The organism is Microbispora sitophila (assembly GCF_014892245.1).
GTDB lineage: Bacteria > Actinomycetota > Actinomycetes > Streptosporangiales > Streptosporangiaceae > Microbispora > Microbispora siamensis.
Genome location: NZ_JADBGC010000024.1, coordinates 19,023 through 37,049 on the forward strand (window position 1 = coordinate 19,023; position 18,027 = coordinate 37,049).

At 72.1% G+C, this 18,027-nt stretch carries 17 protein-coding genes; 14 read left to right on the forward strand and 3 right to left on the reverse strand.

Translation table 11 applies throughout. From position 1 onward, the window contains the following. Window positions 1-22 precede the first annotated feature (22 nt). From IL992_RS34525 to IL992_RS34540, 4 genes are all read left to right on the forward strand, one after another. Complete coding sequence (locus IL992_RS34525; RefSeq protein WP_193207520.1) at window positions 23-1,945, forward strand: hypothetical protein; 1,923 nt, start codon at window positions 23-25, stop codon at window positions 1,943-1,945. Between the two features lie 126 nt (window positions 1,946-2,071). Next, entirely contained in the window at window positions 2,072-5,161 is a 3,090-nt protein-coding gene (locus IL992_RS34530; protein WP_193207521.1) for an ATP-binding protein, read from the forward strand. 28 nt (window positions 5,162-5,189) lie between these two features. Then, complete coding sequence (locus IL992_RS34535) at window positions 5,190-6,464, forward strand: DUF1727 domain-containing protein (RefSeq protein ID WP_193207522.1); 1,275 nt, start codon at window positions 5,190-5,192, stop codon at window positions 6,462-6,464. After that, entirely contained in the window at window positions 6,454-7,161 is a 708-nt protein-coding gene (locus IL992_RS34540) for a type 1 glutamine amidotransferase (RefSeq protein WP_079315428.1), read from the forward strand. Before IL992_RS34535 ends, IL992_RS34540 begins: the two co-directional genes overlap by 11 nt. Window positions 7,162-7,183: 22 nt before the next feature. Here IL992_RS34540 and IL992_RS34545 read toward each other — a convergent pair whose 3' ends face one another. After that, window positions 7,184-7,546 carry a DsrE family protein gene (locus IL992_RS34545; RefSeq protein WP_193207523.1) on the reverse strand — a complete coding sequence of 121 codons (363 nt, stop codon included), beginning with the start codon at window positions 7,544-7,546 and terminating at the stop codon, window positions 7,184-7,186. A gap of 118 nt (window positions 7,547-7,664) precedes the next feature. On the opposite strand from IL992_RS34545, the gene IL992_RS34550 reads away from it, so the two are divergent. From IL992_RS34550 to ygfZ, 9 genes are all read left to right on the forward strand, one after another. Further along, window positions 7,665-8,156, forward strand: a complete 492-nt coding sequence (locus IL992_RS34550; protein ID WP_193207524.1) for an FABP family protein — start codon at window positions 7,665-7,667, stop codon at window positions 8,154-8,156. A gap of 368 nt (window positions 8,157-8,524) precedes the next feature. Next, window positions 8,525-8,938 carry a Fur family transcriptional regulator gene (locus IL992_RS34555; protein WP_193207525.1) on the forward strand — a complete coding sequence of 138 codons (414 nt, stop codon included), beginning with the start codon at window positions 8,525-8,527 and terminating at the stop codon, window positions 8,936-8,938. Window positions 8,939-9,021: 83 nt separating this feature from the next. Continuing rightward, window positions 9,022-9,858, forward strand: coding sequence for an STAS domain-containing protein (locus tag IL992_RS34560; RefSeq protein WP_319019016.1), 837 nt, complete (start codon window positions 9,022-9,024; stop codon window positions 9,856-9,858). Continuing rightward, window positions 9,858-10,223 carry an STAS domain-containing protein gene (locus IL992_RS34565; RefSeq protein ID WP_179155589.1) on the forward strand — a complete coding sequence of 122 codons (366 nt, stop codon included), beginning with the start codon at window positions 9,858-9,860 and terminating at the stop codon, window positions 10,221-10,223. The genes IL992_RS34560 and IL992_RS34565 overlap by 1 nt, the downstream gene beginning before the upstream one ends. Then, a complete protein-coding gene (locus IL992_RS34570) occupies window positions 10,220-10,621 on the forward strand; it encodes an ATP-binding protein (RefSeq protein WP_193207527.1) in 402 nt (133 codons plus the stop codon). Before IL992_RS34565 ends, IL992_RS34570 begins: the two co-directional genes overlap by 4 nt. 7 nt (window positions 10,622-10,628) lie before the next feature. Further along, window positions 10,629-11,624 carry an ATP-binding protein gene (locus IL992_RS34575; protein ID WP_193207528.1) on the forward strand — a complete coding sequence of 332 codons (996 nt, stop codon included), beginning with the start codon at window positions 10,629-10,631 and terminating at the stop codon, window positions 11,622-11,624. After that, on the forward strand, window positions 11,624-13,342 hold the full coding sequence (locus tag IL992_RS34580) for an ATP-binding response regulator (RefSeq protein ID WP_193207529.1): 1,719 nt from the start codon (window positions 11,624-11,626) through the stop codon (window positions 13,340-13,342). The genes IL992_RS34575 and IL992_RS34580 overlap by 1 nt, the downstream gene beginning before the upstream one ends. Next, window positions 13,335-14,909, forward strand: a complete 1,575-nt coding sequence (locus IL992_RS34585; RefSeq protein ID WP_193207530.1) for a fused response regulator/phosphatase — start codon at window positions 13,335-13,337, stop codon at window positions 14,907-14,909. The genes IL992_RS34580 and IL992_RS34585 overlap by 8 nt, the downstream gene beginning before the upstream one ends. An 84-nt stretch (window positions 14,910-14,993) precedes the next feature. Then, window positions 14,994-16,061: a CAF17-like 4Fe-4S cluster assembly/insertion protein YgfZ gene (ygfZ, locus tag IL992_RS34590; RefSeq protein ID WP_193207531.1), complete on the forward strand. Its 1,068-nt coding sequence runs from the start codon at window positions 14,994-14,996 to the stop codon at window positions 16,059-16,061. On the opposite strand, the gene IL992_RS34595 is transcribed toward ygfZ, so the two are convergent. Together IL992_RS34595 and dtd are read right to left on the reverse strand one after the other, a co-directional pair. Continuing rightward, window positions 16,058-16,576 (reverse strand): VanZ family protein, encoded by a 519-nt coding sequence (locus tag IL992_RS34595; protein WP_193207532.1) that lies wholly within the window; start codon window positions 16,574-16,576, stop codon window positions 16,058-16,060. The two genes, ygfZ and IL992_RS34595, sit on opposite strands and share 4 nt — an antisense overlap. Before the next feature lie 36 nt (window positions 16,577-16,612). Beyond that, window positions 16,613-17,038 carry a D-aminoacyl-tRNA deacylase gene (dtd, locus tag IL992_RS34600; protein WP_079316195.1) on the reverse strand — a complete coding sequence of 142 codons (426 nt, stop codon included), beginning with the start codon at window positions 17,036-17,038 and terminating at the stop codon, window positions 16,613-16,615. 45 nt (window positions 17,039-17,083) lie between these two features. On the opposite strand from dtd, the gene IL992_RS34605 reads away from it, so the two are divergent. After that, entirely contained in the window at window positions 17,084-18,025 is a 942-nt protein-coding gene (locus IL992_RS34605; protein WP_193207533.1) for an asparaginase, read from the forward strand. Window positions 18,026-18,027: the final 2 nt, after the last annotated feature.

The following is an 18,027-nucleotide window of genomic DNA, read 5'->3' on the forward strand; positions in this document are numbered from 1 at the left end:
CCGAGGCGGACATGGAGGGCCCGTGGGCGACCCGCACCCCGAGTATGCCCAGTTGCAGGCGGACCGGATCTACCTGGGCTGGCAGTACGCGCTGCTCTACCCGGACCCCGGGCCGCCGCCGAAGCGACCGGCCAGGGAGGACGTCACCGAGCCTCCGGTGGACACCGAGTGGATCCACCGGGAGCGGCTCCAGAAGGACCTGCTCAACCGCCCGGTCCGGATCTTCCGTACGTTCATGGCCGTGGTGGCCGCGGGGATCCTCGTCCTCGGCGTGACCGGCCTGCTCACCTGGTCGTTCGTGGCGCTCGGCCTGGTCGCCGCGGGCGGTGTGGCCGCCATCTGCACCTACGCCATCCGGCAGGGCGACCGTACGGTCAACGAGCGGCTCGACGAGCGCCGCCGCAAGGCGCTGCGGGAGCAGGAGCGGCGCCAGCGGGAGATCGTCACGGCCCAGGAGGAGCACGCCGCGAAATACCGCGACTGGGCCGAGAAGAAGAACCGCTTCGACAGGCAGATCAACTGGTATGCCGTGGCGGTGCCCGACGACATCGACCGGGTCGACGTGGCCGGGGGCACGCTGACCGGCTGGTCGGCGCTGGTCACGCTGATCGGCGCGACCCGGCTCTACAGCGGCGGCCACCTGACCGTGCTCGACCTGTCGGAGGGCGCGATCGCCAAGGACCTGATCGAGCTGGCGCGCAGGGGCGGGGACGACCCGCTCGTCTGGGTGCTCCCGGTGGACCTGCCCCGGCTCGACCTGGGCGCGACGCTCAAGCCCGAGGCGTTCGCCGACGTGCTCGCCCACGTGGTGAGCGTGAGCGAGGAGACCAGCAGGGACATCGGCTTCGACAACGCGATCCTGGAGCGCGTGCTGGAGGTCCTGGGCGAGAACGCCACGATCAGCCAGGTCACCGCCGCCCTGCGGGCACTCGCGCAGGTGGGCGACCCGCGCGACGACATGAAGGGCGGCCTGCTCACGGCGTCGCAGCTCGAACGCATCGGGACGCTGTTCGGCCGGGGCGTGGCCGACCGGGTGGTCATCGAGCGGGCCTGGGCGCTGGAATCGCAGCTGCGCAAGCTGGAGACGCTCGGCTCGCAGGCCGTACGGCTGCCGCCCGCACGGCTGCGGGTCGTCAGCATGGACCGGCAGGCGGGGGTCTTCGGCAACCGGGTCCTCGGGACCTACGTCGCGACCGCGCTCACGCACATCCTGCGCCAGTCGCCGGCGAGCGAGCGGCCCTGGTATCACACGATCATCGTGGCGGGTGCGGACAAACTGCGCGGCGACGTGCTCGACCGGCTCATGGACGCCTGCGAGACCTCGCGCACCGGGCTCGTGCTGACCTACCGCAGCCTCACCCCGACCGTGCGGGAACGGCTCGGCCGGGGACACGCGGCGGTCGCGTTCATGCGCCTGGGCAACGCCGAGGACGCCCGGGTGGCCAGCGAGCACGTCGGCACCGAGCACCGCCTGGAGCTCGCCCAGCTCACCGAGACGTTCAGCTCGGCGGTCAACGGCCCGAGCGGGTTCTACACCTCCACCGTCGGCGAGAGCCGTACGGAGGGGGAGGAGAAGAGCGAGGGCGACCTGCGGGAGGACATCACCGAGTCGACCGAGTGGGGGCGGCACGCGCCCACGGTCACCGACGGCGTCCTGCAGCGGTCGCGGGAGTTCCTGGTCGAGCCGCACCAGCTCCAGCAGCTCCCCACGACCTCCGTGATCGTGACCTACTCGACGGCTGAGGGACGCCAGGTGCGCCTCGCGGACGCGAACCCGGCGATACTCACCTTCCCGAAGACGACGCTGGGGGAGTTCGAGGAGATCCGCCGGGCCGCCCTCGCGCCACCGGAGCCCGAGCCGGAGCCGGAGGAGCCCGCGCTGCCCGACGTGCCCCCGAACCTCGGCCCGCCGCCGCCTCGCCTCGACTGGCGCAAGCGGCCATGACCGCTCCCGAAACGTCGTACGCGCCCATGACACCGTCCGCTGTCGGTAAGGGCATCGTCAACCGGGGTGTGCGCGCGTGATCGTTGAAGGAGTCTCTCCCCTGTTCGTCGTCACCTGAGGGGTCTGATGCAGCCGTTTCCCCTGAGCGGGCCGTGGTACCGGATTCAGGCGATCACCGCCCCATCGCGTAGTTCGTCCGCGGAGTGGGACTTCGTCACGGTGCTCCCCGCGGTTCTGTCCGCCGCGCAGCGCAACCGGCCGTTCGTCATCGGCTGGCTGTCGCGGGGTTCGGGTGCGCCGCTGGAGCTCATCACCAACGCGGGACCGCTCACACCGCCCAAGCCGCCCAAGCGGGCGGCGACCACGCCGGAGCCGCCGGTCACCGGCCCGCAGCCGCTGCTGTTCCCCGGCGGCGCGCGCGGCGTGGAGATCGGCGACGAGTGGCTGGCCGACCTCGCCGACCTGGTCTGGACGCCGTGCCCCGGCCGTCAGGCCCCGCCGCTCTACGGGAGGCGCGAGCCGGAGCCCGACGAGCCCAAGCGGCCCACGCTGTTCGAGTCGACGCTCGTCACGCTCATGTCCCGGCCGTTCGCGTGGGTGGTGGTCGCCGAGCCGACCGACCTGCTCGACGCCGAGGTGGCCCACCTGCGCACCCAGCTCAACGTGCTGCGCCAGTATGGCGACGCCTCGGAGCGGTCGCGGTTCGACGCCGAGCGGGCCGAGCGCAGGATGCAGGAGCTCGACGCCTTCCGCGAGGCCGGGCTGTGGAACGTCCGGGTGCTCGCCGGTGCGGCCGGCCCCGACGAGCTGCGCCAGATCGCTCCGGTGCTGGTCGGTTCGGTGGAGATGAGCCACCACCCCTACCGGCTGCGCAGCGCGATGTCGCTGCCCGCCCTGACCGGCGACGGCACCTGCGAGTCGGTGTACGGCTTCAGCGAGGCGCTGGCCGTCAACCTGCAGGACTCGGCTGACGGCGCGGCGGCGCCGTTCGCGGCGACGGCCGGGGCCCTCGCCGCGCTCGCCGGGCTGCCGCGCCGGGAGGTGCCGGGGGTCCGGGTGCTCGACGCGGGCTTCTTCGACGTCACGAGCGAGGCCGAGGTCGAGGGCTCGGCGGAGACCGTGGACCTCGGCGCGATCGTCGACGGGCAGGACCGCGCCGTCGGAACGTTCCGGGTGCCGCTGGCCACGCTGAACCGCCACGCGTTCGTCACCGGCGCCACCGGGTCGGGCAAGTCGCAGACCGTGCGTCACCTGCTCGAGCAGCTCACCAAGGCGGGCATCCCGTGGCTGGCGATCGAGCCGGCCAAGTCGGAGTACGCCGCGATGGCAGGCCGGGTCGAGCACCTGGCGCCGCTGACCGTCATCAACCCCTCGGCGCCCGACAACGTGCCGATCAGCGTCAACCCGCTCGCGCCCGAGCCCGGCTACCCGGTGCAGGCCCACATCGACATGGTCCGGGCGCTGTTCATGGCGGCCTTCGACGCCGAGGAGCCGTTCCCGCAGATCATGTCGCTGGCGCTGCAGCGCGTCTACGAGGCCAACGGCTGGGACGTGGTCACCGGCGGCGGCATCCCGGGGGCCGCCGTGCAGCCGGCCGTGCCGACCCTGGAGCAGCTCCAGCAGCACGCGCTCGAGGTCATCCAGGAGATCGGGTACGGCAACGAGGTCCAGGCCGACGTCGAGGGCTTCATCAGCCTGCGCCTGCGCAGCCTGCGCGTCGGCAGCGCGGGCCGGTTCTTCGAGGGCGGCCACCCGGCCGACATCGGCGGCCTGCTCCAGCGCAACGTCGTGCTCGCGATCGAGGACGTGGCCAACGACGAGGACAAGGCGTTCCTCATGGGCACGCTCATCATCCGCATCGTCGAGCACCTGCGGATGCGCGCCCGCTCGGAACCGCGCGCCGAGGACGGCGTCGGCGGCCTGCGGCACGTCATCGTCATCGAGGAGGCCCACCGGCTGCTGCGCGACCGGGGCTCCCAGCGGGCCTCCACCCACGCCGTCGAGCTGCTGGCCGGGATGCTCGCCGAGATCAGGGCGTACGGCGAGGGCATCATCGTGGCCGAGCAGATTCCCACCAAGCTCGTCTCCGACGTGGTGAAGAACACCGCGCTCAAGGTCGTGCACCGGCTCCCGGCCGAGGACGACCGCGCGCTCGTCGGCGCGGCGATGAACCTGAGCGAGGACCAGTCACGCCAGGTGGTGTCGCTCCAGCCGGGCTTCGCCGCGGTGTTCGCCGACGGCATGGACCGGCCGCTGCGCGTCCAGGTGCCGCTGGGAGAGGACCGTGAGCGCGAGACGCTCGGCCCGGTGCCGCCGATCTGCGGGCGCCGCTCGGCCGCCTGCGGGCGCGAGTGCCGTACGGGGAAGGCGTGCACGCTGGTCGAACTGCGCGAGGCCGACCTGCTCGCGGTGGCCCCGGAGTGGGCGTGGCTGCGGATCTGGACCGACACGGTCGTCCTGGCGTTCGTGACGAACCGGTCGCTGCCGGGCGTGCCGCGCGTGCTCGCCGACATATGGGCGGAGCTGCCGGCCAAGCGGCGCGAGTGCCTGCTGGCCACGCTGGTCGAGCGGTCGGTCTCACGCCGCGCCTGGTCGCTGCGCACGTGGTTCGATCCCGCGCTGCTCACCGAGAAGGCCGCCGAGGTCGCCGCCGGGCTGCTCGCGGCGGGTCAGGCGGACGGCGCGGAGAGCGAGCCACCGATGCGGGCGGGCGAACGGCCGGGCGCGGCCTGGGTGATTCCGCAGGTCCGCTGGCTGCACGAGGTGGACCGGCTGTTCCCGTACGGGCATCCCGCGCCCAACCTGCGCAGCCCGGCCCCGGCGATGGAGTATCCGCTGTTCGGCACCGACCCCGCCGGGCGGCCGTACCCGCACCAGGGGGTCAACGGCGCCGAGCCGGCCGAGGGCGGCGTCGCGGTCGGCGTGCGCACCGAGCTGCTCGGCCACCGCGCCAAGGCGCTGCGTCACCACCCGCTGTCGATGGAGGTGGACCGCAACCGCGCGCTGGCCTGGCGGGTCATCCTGGGCGACGACGAGCACGAGGGCATCCAGCGTGACGTGACGACGGTCGCCATCGGGGTCGAGCCGCGCGAGCGGGTCAAGTACGTGGCCCAGACGATGAGCGCGGGCTGGCTGGAGACCGTGCTGTCCTGGCCGCGCCGGTTCGTGCTGCCGTTCGACGGCGACACCCCCGCGGAGCTGTCCTTCGGATCGTGACATCCGCGTGGCCGACTAGGATCGCGGCATGAGTCAGCTTCCGTTGCGGGCGCAGCTCGCCAGCGCCCTGGGCCGCACGGCCGCGACGCTGTCCAGGGCCACCGGGCGTGGCGACGGCTCGGTGATCGGCGGCAGGGTCGGCCTCATGCTGGAGCCCGACCTGCTGCGCAAGCTCGCGGCCGACCGCAAGCTCGTCCTGGTCAGCGCCACGAACGGCAAGACCACGACGACGCGTCTGATCACCTCGGCGCTGCAGGAGCTCGGCGACGTGGCGACGAACGCGTTCGGCGCCAACATGCCCGCCGGGCACGTGTCGGCGCTCGCCTCCAACAAGGACGCGCCGTACGGCGTGCTGGAGGTCGACGAGAAGTACCTTCCCGAGGTCCTCGACACGACCAACGCCGGCATCGTCTGCCTCATGAACCTGAGCCGCGACCAGATGGACCGGGCGGCCGAGATCTGGCTGCTGGCCCAGAAGTGGCGCCGTGCGCTCGCCGGCAGGCCCGTCCACGTGATCGCCAACTGCGACGACCCGCTGGTCACCTGGGCCGCGTCCGCCGCGGCCGGGGTCACCTGGGTGGCGGCGGGGCAGCGCTGGCGGGAGGACTCCTGGTGCTGCCCGGAATGCGGCGGCCCGCTCGACCGCGCCGGGTTCGGCAACGGAGGTCAGGGCCTCACCCCGGCCCAGATGGCCGACACGAACTGGGCGTGCCGTGAGTGCACCTTCCGCCGCCCCCAGCCCAGCTGGGTGCTCGACGGGGAGTACGTGACCGACCCCCGGGGTCAGCACTGGCGCCTGGACATCCAGCTTCCCGGCCAGGCCAACCGGGCGAACGCCGCCGTCGCGCTGGCGGTCGCCGCGACGCTCGGCCTCGACCCCGGCCGGGCGCTGCCCCGGCTGCGTATGGTCACCTCCGTCGCCGGGCGTTACACGACCGTCGAGCGGGACGGCCGGTCGCTGCGGCTGCTGCTGGCCAAGAACCCGGCCGGCTGGCTGGAGGCGTTCGACGTCGCCGACCCGGCGCTGCCGATCATCCTGTCGGTCAACGCGCAGGGGCCCGACGGCCGCGACACCTCCTGGCTGTGGGACGTCGACTACCGCATCCTGCGCGGCAGGCCCGTCCTCGTCACCGGCGAGCGCCGCCTCGACCTCGCGCTGCGGCTGGCCGTGGCCGGGGTCCCCTTCCAGCTCTGCGACTCGTTCGAGCAGGCGATGGGCCTCCTCGCGCCCGGCAAGATCGACGTGATCGCCAATTACACCGCGTTCCAGCAGATCCGAGCGGAGTTCGGCCGTGCAGTCTGAATTGTCCATCGTCTGGATCTATCCCGACCTTCTCAGCACGTACGGCGACCAGGGCAACGTCCTGGTGCTGGAGCAGCGGGCCCGGGCCCGGGGCATCCCGACCAGGACCGTCCACGTACGCTCGTCCGACCCCGTTCCGCAGCAGGGGGACGTCTACCTGATCGGCGGTGGCGAGGACCGGCCGCAGATCCTCGGGGCCGAGCGGCTGCGCCGCGACGGCGGCCTGCACGCCGCGATCCAGCGGGGCGCGGCCATGCTGGCTGTCTGCGCCGGCTATCAGATCATGGGCACGGTGTTCGGCGGCGAGGAAGGGCAGCCGGTGCCCGGCGTCGGCCTGCTGGACATCAGCTCGGGGCGGGGCGAGCGGCGCGCGGTCGGCGAGCTGGCCGCCGAGGTGGACCCCGCGCTGGGGCTGCCCACGCTGACGGGCTTCGAGAACCACATGGGCGTGACCAGGCTCGGTCCCGGCGTGCGCCCGCTGTCGCGGACCCTCGTCGGCACCGGCAACGGCGACGGCACGGAGGGCTGCTACGCGGGCCGCGTCATCGGCACCTACCTGCACGGGCCGGCGCTCGCCCGCAATCCCGCGCTGGCCGACCTGCTGCTGAGCTGGGTGACCGGACCGCTGCCCCCGATCGACGACAGCTGGTATCAGGCGCTGCGCGACGAACGCCTGCGCGCGGTGCTGCCGAGCTGACCACTCAGCGGAACCCGGCGGGTCAGTAGATCAGCGCCTGCACGCCCTCGCCCAGGGCCTCCTCGACGAACGTGGAGGCCCCGGCGATGCGCACGCCGTCGATCACGTCGTCCACGGTGATGTTCCGGCGGGCGGCGCACTGGGTGCACAGCGTGACCCTGCCCGCGGCGAGCACGGCGTCGAGCATGTCCTCCAGCGGGGCGGCCTCGGCCAGGGTGAACTCCTTGGCCCGGCCCGGCAGCGCGAACCACGAGGACTCGCCGGTCAGCCACAGCGAGACCGGGACACCGCTCGCCAGCGCGGCCGCCGCGACCGTGAACGCCTGGTTGCAGCGCTCCGGGGCGTCCGCCCCCGCCGTCACCTTGATCACCAGTGATCGTGCCATGGTGCGAGCCTAGTCCGCCGGAATCGCCGGCGCGCCGGTGCCTGCCGTACAAATTGGGCAATACGCGCATGCCGCGCGTGGTGCGAGGGGCCGCTCGCGCGCCTCTAAGCTCGTCTCCATGGACGTACATCCCGACCTCGAGCCGATCGCCTTCCTCCTGGGCCGCTGGGAGGGGGCCGGGGTGATCGGCTATCCCACCATGGAGAGCGCCAACTTCGGCCAGGAGATCGTCTTCGGGCACAACGGGAAGCCGTTCCTGACCTACCAGAGCCGCACGTGGCTGCTCGACGCCGAGGGCAACAAGGTCCGGCCTCTGTCGACGGAGACGGGGTTCTGGCGGATCCAGCCCGAGCGCCAGATCGAGGTGTGCCTCGCGCACCCGACCGGCATCGTGGAGATCTACGTGGGGGAGGTCGTCTTCCACAAGATCGAGCTGCGTACGGACGTGGTCGCGCGGACGACGACGGCCAAGGAGTACAACGCGGGCCACCGGCTCTACGGCCTGGTCAACGGCAACCTCATGTACGCCTACGACATGTCGGCGATGGGGCATCCGCTGCAGTCGCACGCCTCGGCGGAGCTCAAGCGGGTCGGCGACTTCGACGAATAGAACTTCGACGAATAGAAGGAAAAGAAAGAACCCCGGGCGCGCTCCGCCTCCTGACGAGGCGGGCCGGCTGGACCATGGCCGGGGACGGAAGTCGTCCACGGCCGCCGGCTGCCCGGGGTTCCGGTGTCTGTTGAGGATTCGCCAGGACGTCGTCCGACATCCAGACGGAAGGTCCAGATGGACGAGTCCTAGCGGACAGCCACCTCGCTAGCCCAAGAATGATCAACCATTGTTTGGACCACCTCCCTTCTGCGTGCCTTCACGCTATGCGAGCGGCCCATGCGCGGGCAAACGATTAATCCGGCGAAATTCGCGCCCCTCTCGCGACAGCCGGGGAGATCTCTCCGGAGACGGCCTAAACTCTGGGCATGGCCGAGACTTGGCACGAGGAGCTGCGGGCCCGCGGCTACCGGATCACCCCCCAGCGCCAGCTCGTGCTGGAAGCGGTCACCGAGCTGGGACACGCCACGCCTGAGGACATCTGTTCCCGCGTGCAGCAGACGGCCAGGGGTGTCAACATCTCGACCGTCTACCGGACCCTCGAGCTCCTGGAGGAGCTCGGGCTGGTCACGCACACCCATCTCGGGCACGGTGCTCCCACCTACCACCTCGCCTCCGAGGCCGACCACGTCCACCTCGTCTGCCGGGGCTGCGGTGAGGTCACCGAGGTGGCTCCGGAGATGGTGGACGGCCTCGTCTCGGCCCTCGACGCGGAACTGGGCTTCGCCACCGACGTCCGCCATCTCACCGTCTTCGGGCATTGCCGAAAATGCCGTCTTTGACTATTGTGGTCCGTTTTGGGAGCTTTGCCCTGGTGCCGGTAGCGTGACGAGTGGCGTACCACGCCGATCGTCAGGAGATGAGGGTGACCGTTCCCGCGGAGGCCGCCAGGCGGCGCATAGTCGAACTCTTTCTGTCCAACGAGGAGCGGCTGCTCCAGCGGTGGACCCAGTTGTCCGGAGCGTCTCCCGACGAGCTCCGTGACCTCTACCAGGCGTTGCGCACCGCGCTCAGCAGCGAGGACGGAGACTTCGCCGACGTCCGCGGGCTGCTCGCCGAGCTCTCCCGCGCCCGTGTCCGCCAGGGGCACACGCCCTCCGACACCGCGCGGCTCGTGTTCTCCCTCAAGGAGGCGTTGTACGAGGTCGCCGAGACCGACGGTGGCCCGGAGGCGCTGCGCGGGTTCGTATGGTTCTCCCGGCTCGTCGACGACCTCGGCCTGTACACCTTCGAGACCTACACCGCCGCTCGTGAGAAGATCATTTTTGACCAGACGGAGCAGCTGCTGGAGCTCTCGACGCCCGTGGTCAAGCTGTGGGAGGGCATCGTCGCCGTGCCGCTCGTCGGCACGCTCGACTCGGCCCGCACCCAGGTCGTCATGGAGAAACTGCTCCAGACCCTGGTCGACACGGGCTCCGAGCACGCGGTCATCGACATCACCGGCGTGCCCGCCGTCGACACGCAGGTCGCCCAGCACCTGCTCAAGACCGTCGTCGCCGCCCGCCTGATGGGCGCGGAATGCGTGATCTCCGGCATCCGCCCGCAGATCGCGCACACGATCGTCACGCTGGGCATCGAGTTCGGCGACATCGTCACCAAGGCCTCGCTGGCCGACGCGCTGTCGTACGCGCTGAGGCGGAGCGGCGTGGAGATCACGGGCGCGGCGAAGACGCGGGTCGCGGTCAGGGCGGAGCGCGCCTGATGGAACGTGTGCCGATTCTCAAGCTCGGCGACATCCTGATCGTCTCGATCCAGATCGACCTGGACGACCAGAGCGTGCTGGCCCTGCAGGAGGACCTGGCAGACATGGTGGTCTCCTCGGGTGCGCGAGGGGTCATCATCGACATCACGGCCGTCGAGATCGTCGACTCGTTCATCGGCCGCATGTTCTCCACGATCGCCGCGATGACCCGCATGCTCGACGCGGAGACCGTGGTGGTCGGCATGCGCCCCGCGGTGGCGATCACACTGGTCGAGCTGGGGCTGTCGCTCGGGGGTGTGCGCACGGCTCTCAACCTGGAGAAGGGCGTCGCCATGCTGGAGCATGTCAGGGGCGCCGCCGGGTGAGCGCGCCCCGGGAGTTGCCCATCGCCACCAACGGTGACGTCGTGGTCGTACGTCAGCAGGTCAGAAGCCTCGCGGCCGAGATAGGGCTCTCCCTGGTCGACCAGACGAAAATCGTGACCGCCGCCAGTGAACTGGCCAGGAACGCCCTCGTGCACGCCGGGGGAGGCCGGGTGCTGATCGAGGTGCTGGAGGGCGGGCGGCGGCCGGGCCTGCGGCTCGTCTTCACCGACGAGGGGCCGGGCATCCCGGACGTCGAGCAGGCGCTGACCGAGGGCTGGAGCACCGCCGGGGGGCTGGGACTCGGGCTGAGCGGATCGCGGCGGCTCGTGGACGAGTTCGACCTCGTCTCCGCTCCCGGCGAGGGCACCCGTGTGACGGTGACCAAGTGGGCCCGGTGACACGACCATGACGCACCGGCACGAGGACGTCTGGGTCTCCACCGCAGATCCGAGTGTGATCGGCGCGGTGCGCAGGACGGCCGTCGCGCTGGCCACGGCTTCCGGGTTCGACCAGAACCGCATCGGTCAGGTCGCGGTGGCGGTGACCGAGGCGGTCTCGAACCTGGTCAAGCACGCGGTGGAGGGCGCCGTGCTCGTACGCCCCCACCTGGAGCAGCCGGGTGCGGTCGAACTCGTGGCCGTCGACAGGGGCCCCGGAATCGCCGACCTCGCCCGCGCTCTGCGGGACGGTTACTCGACCTCGGGCACGCTCGGCATCGGCCTCGGTGCGATCGCCCGCATGGCCACGGGCTGGGACGTCTACTCGGTGCCCGGCAGGGGCACCGTGCTGGTCCTGCACTTCACCCCGGACGGCCTGCCCGGCCCGCCGCTGCGGGTCAGCGGGCTGCGCCGCCCCATCGGCGAGGAGAGCGTGTGCGGCGACTCCTTCGCCTTCGCCGATGACGGCGACGCGATCAGCGTGCTCGTCTGCGACGGGCTCGGCCACGGCGGCCTCGCCGCGCACGCCTCCCGCGAGGCCGTACGGATCTTCATGGAGGATCCGCACGCCCTTCCGGCCGCCGCCCTCGAACGCCTGCACCGGGGGCTGGGCCACACTCGGGGCGGGGCGGTCGCGGTCGTGCGGGTCGGCCGTGAGAGCGTCACGTTCGCCGGGCTGGGCAACATCTCGGGCTGGATCGCCCACGCCGAAGGCCGCCAGGGGATGATCTCGCTGCCCGGCATCGCCGGGCACAAGGGCAGGCGTCCCCAGCAGTACGAGTACGCGCTGCCGCCGCACGCCACGGTGGTGCTGCACTCCGACGGTCTCACCGACCGCTGGGACCCCGCCTCCTTCCCCGGGCTGTTCGCCCATTCCCCGGCCGTGGTGGGCGCGACCCTGCTGCGCGACGCGGGCAGCCGCAGGGACGACGCCTGCGTCGTGACCGTCAGACAGGGGCAGTGATGGGCGAGGTGCTCACCCGCGCGGAGATCTGCAGGGACCAGGACGTCTTCGCCGTACGGCAGCTGGGCCGCCAGGTCGCCGAACTCGTCGGGCTGGAGTCCCAGGACCAGATCCGCGTGGCGACGGCGCTCAGCGAGATCGGCCGTGAGGCGCTGGCGCGGGGCTCCGGGAGTGCCGTCGTCTTCGACCTACGTGGGGACCGGCTGGTCATCACCGTGGACTATCTCGACGGCGCCGACGTGCGGCAGAGCGAGGGCGTGAAGCTGGCCGGTCGCATGGTCGACGAGATCGCGCTGTCGGCCGAGGACAGACGTGTCACGCTGGTGAAGCGGGTGCCCGAGCACGGTGTCTCCGGAAAACGGGGGCGCCGGTCGATCGACGGCATCCGCGAGGAGCTGGCCCGCCTGTCGCCGTCCACCACGGCTCTGGACGTGCTGCGTGAGCAGAACAGGGAGCTGGCCGGCACCCTGGAGGAGGTGCTTCGGCTCAACGCGGAGCTGGCCGAGACCAACCAGGGCGTGCTGGCGCTGTACAACCAGCTGTCGGCCGAGCTGGAGGAGACCAACCGCGGCGTCGTGGCGCTCTACGCCGAGCTCGACGAGAAGTCGTCCCAGCTCCGGCAGGCGGCCGGGGCCAGGCAGCGGTTCTGGGCCAGCGTGAGCCACGAACTGAGGCTGCCGCTGACCTCGATAATCGGGCTGGTCCGGCTGCTGCTCGGCTCGGGCGCGGAGCCGCTCACCGAGGAGCAGCAGCACCAGATCACCCTCATCGGCACCTCGGCGGAGACCCTGCTGGCGCTCGTAAGCGAGCTGCTCGACCTGGCCAAGGCCGAGTCCGGGCGGCTGGACCCGCAGCCGTCGATGGTGGACGTGGTCGCCCTGGCCGAGGGACTGCTCATGACGCTCCAGCCCGCCGGACGGGCCGACGAGGTCACGCTGTCGGTCAACGTGTCGGACGAGATCGGCGAGATGTTCGTCGACGAGTCCATGCTGACCACCATCCTGCGCAACCTGCTGTCGAACGCGCTGAAGTTCACCGAGTATGGGGAGGTGCGGCTGACGGCCGTCGTGGACCCCGCGATGGCCGAGGTCGTCTTCACCGTCGCCGACACCGGCGTGGGCATTCCCCCCGAGCACCTGGAGCGCGTTTTCGAGGAGTTCTTCCAGGTACCCGGGTCGCTGCAGCTCAAGGCGAAGGGCACCGGCCTCGGCCTGCCGTACGCCCGGAGGCTGACGGAGGCGCTCGGCGGCACGCTGGAACTGGCGAGCAGGCCGGGCGAGGGCACCACGGCCACGCTGCGGGTGCCGCACCGCATGGCCAGCCCCGAGGTGGGCCGGGTGCTCGTGGCCGACGACGACGCCGGGTTCCGCGCGGTGGCCCGGCGGATGCTCTTCGGGTTCGCGGCCGGCGTGGACGAGGCGGCCGACGGGATCGAGGCCCTCAACCTGATGCGCGAACGGCCGCCGGAGGTGGTCCTGGTCGACCTGCTCATGCCGCGCCTGGACGGCACGGCGCTGCTGCACAGGATGGCCGAGGACGACGTCCTGCACGGCATCCCCGCGGTCGTCGTGTCGGTGGTGTCCGAGCAGCCGGGAGCGTCTCACCCGATGCTGTCGAAGCACGGACTACGCAGGGACCAGCTTCTCGAGGCGATCCGGGAGGCCGTGCGCGACAAGGCCGGGAGCGTGGAGGGCGACGGGGGCGGGGCCGATGATTGACGCCGCGGCGACGGTGCTGGTCGTCGACGACATCCCCACCAAGCGCTACATCCTGGCGAGCTGGCTGCGCCGTGGCGGGCACCGGGTCGTCGAGGCGGGCGGCGGCGAGGAGGCGCTGGCCGTGGTCGGCGCGCTCAAGCCCGACCTCGTCATCCTCGACGTACGGATGCCCGACGTGGGCGGCATCGAGGTGTGCGAGAAGATCAAGGCGGACCCGGAGACCGCCTCGATTCCGGTGATCCAGGTGTCCGGCAACGCCGTCACCCCGGCCGACCGCGCCGAGGGGCTGGAACGCGGTGCCGACGCGTACCTGTCGGAGCCGATCCAGCCCGACGAGTTCGCCGCGACGGTGCGGGCGACCCTGCGCTACTACCGGGCGCGGCAGCATGCCGAGCGGATGGCGGCCAGGCTGAGCGAGCTGGCCGAGATCACGCTGGAGATGAACCAGGCGGAGGACTTCGAACGGCTCCTGTCGGTGGCCGCCGAGGGCTGCTCCCGCCTGCTGGAGCGCTACTCGCGGGTGCTGGCGATCGCGCCGGACGGGAGGCTGCGCAGGTTCGCCGCCCGGCCGGCGGAGCGCGCGGCGGCCAGGCCGGTCCATCCCGACACGCTGGAGCGGCTGAGCACCATCTCGATCGGCGAGTTCCCCGGGGTGCAGACGTTCGAGATCGACAACGCGACCTGGGCTCGCGTCGTCCCCGACAGCGACGTGGTCGCGCGCGTGTCGGGCGTGCTGTGCCGTACGAAGACGGGCCGGCCGCCGGTCTTCCTCGGGGTGGAGACGGGATCGCCGCTCGACGGCGAGGAGCTGAGCCTGCTGCGGCAGCTCGGCCAGGCGCTGGCGCTGGCGGTCGACGCGGCCCGCGCGTACGCGGAGGAGCACACGATCGCGCTCACACTGCAGCGCAGCCTGCTGCCCGCCGAGATCCCCAGGATCCCCGGCCTGCGGATCAGCGTGCGCTACCAGCCGGCGGTGGACAACGTGGAGGTGGGCGGCGACTTCTACGAGGTCCTGCCCCTCGGCGATCGGGTCCTGGTCGCGCTCGGCGACGTGCAGGGCCACTCGCTGCACGCCGCCACCGTGATGGCGGAGTTGCGCAACGCGCTGCGGGCATCGGTGATCGACGCCGTCGATCCCGCCCAGTCGATGAGCCTGCTCAACGCCGTCCTGCGGCGTTACCACCCCAGCATGACGGCGACCGTCTGCCTGATGCTGATCGATCCCGCGACGGGGGAGAGTGAGATCGTCAACGCCGGGCACATCCCGCCGCTGCTGGCCGGGAAGGGGGCGGCCTACCACGGGTTCGGCAACCTGCTGCTCGGTGTGGCCCACGAGGATTATCGGGTGGACCGCGTCCGGCTGCCCGAGGACGCCACGGTCCTGCTGTTCACCGACGGGCTGGTGGAGGACCGCGACAAACTGCTGGACGAGAGCCTGGAGGTCGCCCGCCAGCAGGCCGAGGACGTGGGCGACGACCTGGAGGGCTTCTGCGACCGGCTGATCGCCACCTTCGGCGCCCGCGAGGACGACGTGGCGCTGGTCGCCGTCCGTCGCGTGCCGTTCTGAGGCGTCGTCCACAGGCCGCGTGTCGTCCACAGGTGAGCCCGCCGCCGCCACGTCGGCCGCATGGGACCGAATAGCCTTGAACGCATGCGGAGCCCTTTGCTTGACACACCCGGCGCGGTGGCCGCGCAGGCGCCGGACGAGACGGTCGCGGCCCACTACGGCGATCCCTACGCGGAGCAGCGCGCGCTGGCCGGCGGGCGGGCGCTGGTCGACCGGAGCAACCGCGAGGTCGTGCGGATCACCGGACCCGACCGGCTGAGCTGGCTCAACAGCCTCAGCTCACAGAAGCTCGACACGCTCCAGCCGGGCACGCCCACCCAGACGCTGCTGCTCGACCCGCAGGGTCGCGTCGAGCACCACCTCACGCTCGTGGACGACGGCGAGGCTGTGTGGGCCCACGTGGAGCCGGGCACCTCGGCCGAGTTGGTCGCCTTCCTGGAGAAGATGCGGTTCATGCTGCGTGTCGAGGTCGCCGACGTCACCTCGGAATACGCGGTGGTCTCCCTCGCCCCACCTTCTCCGGACGAGAGCGCCGACGCGCTCGGCGTGATCGTGGAAGGAGCCGTCGCGATGGGTGGCGACCTGCTCGTGCCGCGTGAGCGGCTCGGCGGCCTCCCGGACGCGCTGGGCCTGCGGCCCGCCGGTCTGTGGGCCTACGAGGCGCTGCGCATCGCCGCGCACGTGCCCAGGCTCGGGTTCGAGACCGACCACAAGACGATCCCCCACGAGGTCGGCTGGATCGACGAGGCCGTGCACCTGAGCAAGGGGTGCTACCGGGGGCAGGAGACCGTCGCCCGCGTCCACAACCTCGGCCACCCGCCGCGCCGCCTGGTCTTCCTGCACCTCGACGGCAGCGTGGACGAGTTGCCTCCGCACGGCGCCCCGGTGACCCTCGGCGTCGGCACGCCGGTCGAGGCCGAGCCGGAGGCCGCCGTGGAGGGCTCCGCCGAGCCCGGGCAGATCGGTTTCGTGGGCTCGTCGGCCCGCCACTACGAGCTGGGCCCGATCGCGCTCGCGGTCGTGAAGCGTACGGTGCCGGTCGACATCGACCTGCTGGCCGGCGGCGTGGCGGCGAGCCAGGAGGTCGTGGTGCCGCCGGACGCCGGGCGCAACGTGAGGATCGACCCCGCCCTCCGCCGCCGCATCCGCTAGCGGCGGGCCCACCACCTGCGGGTGCACAGGGCCGCGAGCACGGCGCCCGCCGCGTTCAGGATCACGTCGTCCACGGAGCTCACCCGCCCGAGCCGCAGGCCGTACTGGAGGAGTTCGACGCCGAGCGAGGCGGTGGCCGCGGCGGCGGCCACCGCCGGAAGCGAGGCGAAGCGCGCGGAGCGGACCGGGAGCATCGCGCCGAGCGCGGCGAAGACCAGGAGGTTGCCGCCGATCTGCACGACCGCCGCTCCCGGTGACAACCGCGCGACCTGGCCTGCCAGGTCCACCAGGGGGACGACGTGCACGCCCTCCTCCGTCCCCGGCGTGAGGATCATCCAGATCCAGGGTGCGGTCCCGGCCACCATGACCGCGTCCGCGACGGCCGTACGGAGGGGAGCGGGATGTCCCCGGCGGGCGCGGCGGCGGGTGAGGAGCAGGACGGCGACAGCGGCCACGGGAACGGCGCAGACGGTCGCGACGACGACATGTCCCCAGGTGCTCCACGCCTCCCGCATCCGATCATGATGGCAGGCCGGGGGAGACCGTGACGGTCAGACGTCCAGGACGAGGGTGATCGGGCCGTCGTTGGTGAGAGTGACCTTCATGTCGGCGCCGAAGACGCCCGTCTCCACCCGCGCGCCGAGCGCCCGGAGCTCGGCCACCACGGCCTCCACGAGAGGCTCGGCCACCGGGCCTGGCGCGGCGGCCTGCCAGGTGGGCCTGCGGCCCCTGCGGGCGTCGCCGTACAACGTGAACTGGCTGATCACCAGCAGCGGCGCACCGATGTCGGAGCAGGACTTCTCGCCGTGCAGGATGCGCAGTCCCCACAGTTTGGCGGCGAGCCTGGCCGCCTCGGCCCGCCCGTCGGTGTGGGTGACGCCCACGAGCACGAGCAGGCCGGGCTCGTCGATGGCACCGACGACCTGACCCTCCACCACAACGGACGCGGAGCTGACCCGCTGTACGACCGCACGCATGGCCCCGAATTCTGCCACGTCCAGGGGCTTCATAGACTGCCCGTTATGTCGGAGATGGTCGTCGAGGTCGTCCGGTCGGGGTTCGTCGAGTCGGTGCACCGCGCACGCGTGCACGTGATCGGGGCGGACGGCGCCCCGGTCCTGGTGTGCGGGGACACGTCGAGCCTGACGTCGCCGCGTTCGGCCATGAAGCCCCTGCAGGCGCTCGGCATGGTGCGGGCGGGCCTGCCGCTCGAGAACGAACTGCTCGCGCTCGCCGCCGCGAGTCACAGCGGCGAGCCCTTCCACATCGACGGCGTACGGAAGATCCTCGCGGGCGCGGGGCTGGACGAGACCTTCCTGCGGTGCCCGGAGGACCTGCCCCTCGACCGGGAGGCCCGCCATCAGGTCCTGAGGGAGCACGGCGACGCCCGCCGGATCTTCATGAACTGCTCGGGCAAGCACTCGGCGATGCTCGCCACCTGCGTCGTCAACGGCTGGCCGGTCGACGACTACCGCAATCCCGGCCACCCGCTGCAGCGGGCCATCCGGGCCACGGTGGAGGAGCTGACCGGGGAGCGGGTCGCGGCGACCGGCGTGGACGGCTGCGGCGCCCCGCTGTTCTTCGTCTCCATGGCGGGGGTCGCCCGCGCCTTCCGTCATCTCACGCTCGCCCCGGAGGGCACGCCGGAGCGGCGCGTCGCCGACGCGATGCGCGCGCACCCCGAGTGGACGAGCGGCACGACCCGGGCCGAGGCCCTGCTGATGCGGGCCGTGCCCGGGCTGCTGGTGAAGGCGGGCGCGGAGGCCTTCGACGCCTTCGCCGACGCCGAGGGCCGGGCCGGGGCCGTGAAGATCGTGGACGGCGGCGACCGGGCCCGCGTGCCGGTCACCGTCGCCGCCCTGCGCGCCGCCGGGATCGACGCCCCGGAGCTGGCCGGGCTGGCCACCGCCCCGCTGTTCGGCGGCGGGGCCCCGGTCGGCGAGGTCCGCGTCCGTCCCGCCTGACC